General features: G+C 32.6%; 3 protein-coding genes. All 3 read left to right on the top strand.

What is annotated here, in order from left to right:
• Positions 1 to 661 precede the first annotated feature (661 nt).
• A complete protein-coding gene (locus CD112_RS06030; protein ID WP_103364018.1) occupies positions 662 to 3,343 on the top strand; it encodes an MMPL family transporter in 2,682 nt (893 codons plus the stop codon).
• Positions 3,344 to 3,366: 23 nt separating this feature from the next.
• Entirely contained in the window at positions 3,367 to 4,311 is a 945-nt protein-coding gene (locus CD112_RS06025; RefSeq protein ID WP_002484621.1) for a glycine betaine ABC transporter substrate-binding protein, read from the top strand.
• A gap of 349 nt (positions 4,312 to 4,660) precedes the next feature.
• A complete protein-coding gene (locus CD112_RS06020) occupies positions 4,661 to 5,230 on the top strand; it encodes a TetR/AcrR family transcriptional regulator (protein ID WP_103364017.1) in 570 nt (189 codons plus the stop codon).
• Positions 5,231 to 5,474 lie beyond the last annotated feature (244 nt).

Genomic DNA, 5,474 nt, shown 5'->3' with positions numbered 1-5,474 from the left:
GATATTTTAGAATTTTGCTTATTTAATGTCCTTTCTTTTTTACCCATTTAGCTTTCTCCTTAATTAATCTATTTTATATATTCAATTAAAAAACTACTTAATTTAATACTATGATTTCTCTTTTATTAAATATAATGTATAAAATTATATTAAAAAATAATATATGTAAATAGTACCATATATTGACTATCAAAAAATGAATATTGAAAATAGAAATGTCTTGCTGACTAAGATAATTCAACATTTTACTTATAGGCGATAAAACAAATGAAAGGTTCTGTTGCAAAGTTAAAAATCATGTAATATTTATACTGAAAAACGAAAAATAATTAATACTAACAAAACTCTTTACTGTTAAAACAATATTTGCTTTTATAGTTTTGTATAGATGTGCATATAATTTTAACTTTGCAACAGAACCTTTTCTTATATATCCCCTTAATACACGCTATTTTAACCGACAATTTTTCCAAAGTGTTGCATTTTCCAACGACGTAAAACTTTTAATGGTACCGAACGTGGGTATAACTTGTTACATTATCAAATGTAACATTTTAAATATGCTTAATTTGAGGTATCGATTTAATGTAATTGCTCACAAATCATCAACACACTACCCATACTTTAAGCGATATAAATTAATGAAATAGGGGGAAATGTCTTGGCAAAGCTATTATACAAACTAGGAAAATTTATAGCTAAGAACAAATGGCTAAGTGTTATAGGATGGCTTGTTATACTAGGTGTCATTATCACGCCATTAATGATAAACTCACCGAAGTTTGACAGTGACATCACTATGAACGGCCTTAAGTCATTAGACACAAACGATAAAATTAGTAAAGAATTTCATCAGGACAGTGAGAAAGCCTCGATGAAAATAGTCTTCCATTCTAATAAGAATGATGGACTCAATAATAAAGATACTAAGAAAGATATTGAAGATGCTTTAGACAATATCAGACAAAATGATGATTATATCCAAAATATCTCTAATCCATATGACAGTGGACAAGTTAATGATGAAGGCGATACTGCTATCGCTAATGTAAGTTATGTAGTTCCACAAACTGGATTAAAAGATTCTTCTAAACATATCATCGACAAAGAATTAAAAGATGTAACTGACAACCACAATGTGCAAATTGAAAAAACTCAAGGTGGCGCTATGAATGCTGAACCTGGTAGTACATCAGAAATTGTCGGTATTGTCGTAGCATTCGTAATCTTACTTATTACCTTTGGTTCACTTATCGCAGCTGGTATGCCAATTATTAGTGCAATCATCGGTTTAGGTTCAAGTGTTGGTATCATCGCATTATTAACATATATCTTTGATATTCCAAACTTCACTCTTACACTAGCTGTAATGATAGGTTTAGCTGTTGGTATTGACTACTCACTCTTTATTCTATTTAGATTTAAAGAACTTAAGAAAAAAGGTGTCGATACTGTAGAAGCTATCGCAACAGCAGTGGGTACAGCAGGTAGTGCTGTAATATTCGCTGGTCTTACAGTTATGATTGCTGTTTGTGGTTTATCACTTGTAGGAATCGACTTCTTAGCGGTTATGGGATTCGCTTCAGCGATTAGTGTGTTATTTGCGGTATTAGCAGCATTAACACTATTACCTGCCCTAATCAGTATCTTCCATAAAAGTATTAAAATTAAAGATAAACCATCTAAAAGTAAAGACCCTAAAGATCATCCTTGGGCAAAATTTATTGTTGGTAAGCCAGTTATCGCTGTTATTGTAAGTTTAATTATTTTAATTTTAGCTGCTATACCAGTCAGTGGCATGCGTTTAGGTATTCCAGATGATAGTTTAAAACCAACTGACTCATCAGAATACAAAGCCTATAAATTAATCTCAGATAATTTTGGCGAAGGTTATAACGGACAAATTGTCATGTTAGTAAATACAAAAGATGGTGGAAGTAAAAGCACTATCGAACGTGACTTAAATAATATGCGTAGCGATTTAGAAGATATTGATAATGTTGATACAGTTTCAAAAGCACAACTAACCGACAACAACAATTACGCATTATTCACAATCATTCCTGAAAAAGGACCGAACTCACAGTCAACAGAAAATCTAGTATATGATTTACGTGATTATCATAGCCAAGCGCAAGAAAAATATGACTATGGCACTGAAATTTCAGGACAAAGTGTTATTAACATCGATATGTCAGAAAAACTAAACAACGCTATTCCAGTATTTGCAGGCGTTATCGTTGTATTAGCATTCTTCTTATTAATGATTGTATTCCGTTCAATCTTAGTTCCATTAAAAGCAGTACTAGGCTTTATCCTTTCATTAATGGCTACACTAGGTTTCACAACATTAGTCATTCAACATGGCTTTATGGGTAGCTTATTTGGTATTGAAAACACAGGACCATTACTTGCATTCCTTCCAGTAATCACAATTGGATTGTTATTCGGACTTGCCATCGACTACGAGCTCTTCTTAATGACACGTGTACATGAAGAATACAGTAAGACTGGCGACAATGATCATTCAATCCGTGTAGGTATCAAAGAAAGTGGACCTGTTATCGTAGCTGCTGCACTTATTATGTTCAGTGTATTCATCGCATTCGTCTTCCAAGATGACAGTGCAATTAAGTCAATGGGTATCGCATTAGGTTTCGGTGTGTTATTCGACGCATTCGTCGTACGTATGACATTAATTCCAGCATTGACGAAACTCTTTGGTAAAGCTTCATGGTACCTTCCTAAATGGTTAGGTGCAGTATTGCCAAACGTTGACGTTGAAGGTAAAGCTTTAGAAGAAGATAAACATCACGACACATCTTCTGAAAAAGGTCATGTCAACGATAAAAATAATGAATACGCTAGACAAGACAAAGATAACTATGTTTATCAAAATGACAAACGTAACCACAATCGCAATTATAATGACGAAGATTATAACCGTTCTGTGCATTTAGATAATCATCATGACCAGCATCATCGCCAACATCATTATGATAATCAACGTGATGATATCGACTATGAATCACTTTATACTCAAGATGGCGACCATACTCATCATGATGAACGTAATTATAATGATCGACACTATCAAGACAATTACGATAGTAACGATGATTATCGTCATAACAATCATGATCATCAAAATGATAACCATGATTATCATGATTCAAATTTCGATAAAACAACAAACTTATACAAAGAATTAACTGATAGCAATATTGATCAAGATGTATTGTTCAAAGCATTAATGTTATACGCTCGTGAAAACAACAAAGGTGTTTACGATAGATATAACCGATCATCTCAACATCGTCATGATGACGAGCTTAGAGACTAATATTAAAAAGGAGGAAACACGTTATGTTAAAACGACGTAGTTCGAAATTCTTAGGACTACTAGCTACACTAGCCTTAGCCATAGTGCTAAGTGCTTGTGGTAATAGTGGTAGCAGTAGTGGTTCATCAGACGATAGTCAAACATCACTTGGTAATAAAGAAATCGAAATACCTTATATCGCGAGTGATAATTCAACACCACGTTCACTAGTTATAGCAGAAGTATTGAAAAAAGCAGGTTATGATGTAACAACTACACCAGTAACAGCAAGTGGCCCGTTATATGCTGCTGTATCAGAGAACTCTGATTCATTCCATGAATCAGGTATCTTCCCTACTACTGATAAAAGTTACTATGATAAGTTCAAAAGTAAATTAACAATTTATGATGATAAACATTTAATTGATAACGCAAAAGTAGGTTTAGCCGTGCCTAAGTACGTGCAAGATGTCGACTCAATTAGTGACTTAAAAAACAGTGACTTCGGAAAATCTGTAGATTGGACAATTCAAGGCACAGACGCACGTAATGGCGTTATGCAAGAAACTAAAGATGAACTTGATAGTGACAACTTGGATAAATATAGCTTGAAAGAAAGTTCTGACCAAGACCAATTCAAGAAAATTCAATCTGCTTTTAAACAACAAGAACCTATCGTCTTCACAGCAATGGAACCTAGCTGGTTCTCTAAAGAATTAGACGTTAAAATGTTGAAAGATCCAGACAACATTTATGGTAATAATAATCAACATATTGACTTAGTATTTAACAAAGACTTTAAAGAAGCACATCCAGCTGCATACACAATTGCAACACGTATGGCAGATGATTGGAGTAAATCTGACGAAGACAAATTAGCTAAAAAAATCTTTGTTGATAACAAAAATCCAGAACAAGTAGCTAAAGACTATGTAGATGATAATGATAATAAAGTAGATGAATGGTTAGAAGGTATTGAGACTAACTAATTACAAAGTTAAGAAAGACAAATAAAGAATATGCTCGTTTGGTGTAGCATATTTAAAACTCATAATGCAAATTTACAGTAGCAAATCGAGTTGAGAAGGCGCTTAAGACAAACTCTTCTCAATCGTAGCTATTATTGCGAGGGGGTGAAACTAAACTCAGTTTCGCTCCCACTTTTTTATATCGCTCCTATAGTATTAAACGTTTCAAATAACTTATTTACTCTTTTTTTATAAACAAATTTAAACGTAGTATCAGTTATTATGTTTGGAAAAATCAACTTTATTGTGATAAATTACTCTTATTACGTCAGGCTATCTGACTAGATTAAATAAATAGGAGAATCAGATAATGCCGTCAGCAAATCAAAAGCGCATGATTAAACATATTCATGAAACAGTGTTTATACTTTTACATGATTATCATTTTGATGAAATCACGGTTCAAAAAATATGTGATATTGCAGAAATCAACCGCAGTACGTTCTACAGATACTTCCAAGATAAATATGAATTACTCTACACTTTACTTGACTTTATTACACAACAAATTATAGCTAAAGGTGACACATCAGCAGACATTACAACCCCTGAATCATTTGAAGACTTTATCTATTACATTGGTAATAATAAAAAGTTTTTTAAGCATCTATTAGTTTCGTCTCGACAGGCAGATGTATTTAGAAGTTTAACGAATGTGAGTCGCGAAATGATGTTAAATAACTCAACTCGTAAGCGTAACCCCTTAGCGCAAAAGATTAGAGAAAGTAAACATCCTGAAATTGTAGCTGACTTTTACAGTAGTGGTGTAATAGAAGTACTACGACGTTGGGTAGAAAATGACTATAACTATACAGTTGAAGAAGTGTTTGAAACATTAAATAATGTGCTTGAAACATCATTATATTGTTATGATAAATAAAAGCAATCTCACATAAATTAAGAGTGAGATTGCTTTTTTGTCATTTGCGTTTTTTAACGTCTACTGTCTTATAAACCATAAAAATACTATTAGCTATGATTAATAATGCTAGAATGACCATTGGCCAAATACCTATATTAATCATATTAAATATGATTCTGTTGCAAAGTTGAATTTATAGTATAATTTTAACAAAAAGGAGTCTTCTGTATGAACTATTTCAGATATAAACAATTTAACAAGG

This window comes from Staphylococcus simulans (assembly GCF_002902285.1).
Lineage (GTDB): Bacteria > Bacillota > Bacilli > Staphylococcales > Staphylococcaceae > Staphylococcus > Staphylococcus simulans.
The sequence above is the reverse complement of the archived record's forward strand: the minus strand, read 5'-3'. Positions and strand labels throughout refer to the sequence as shown.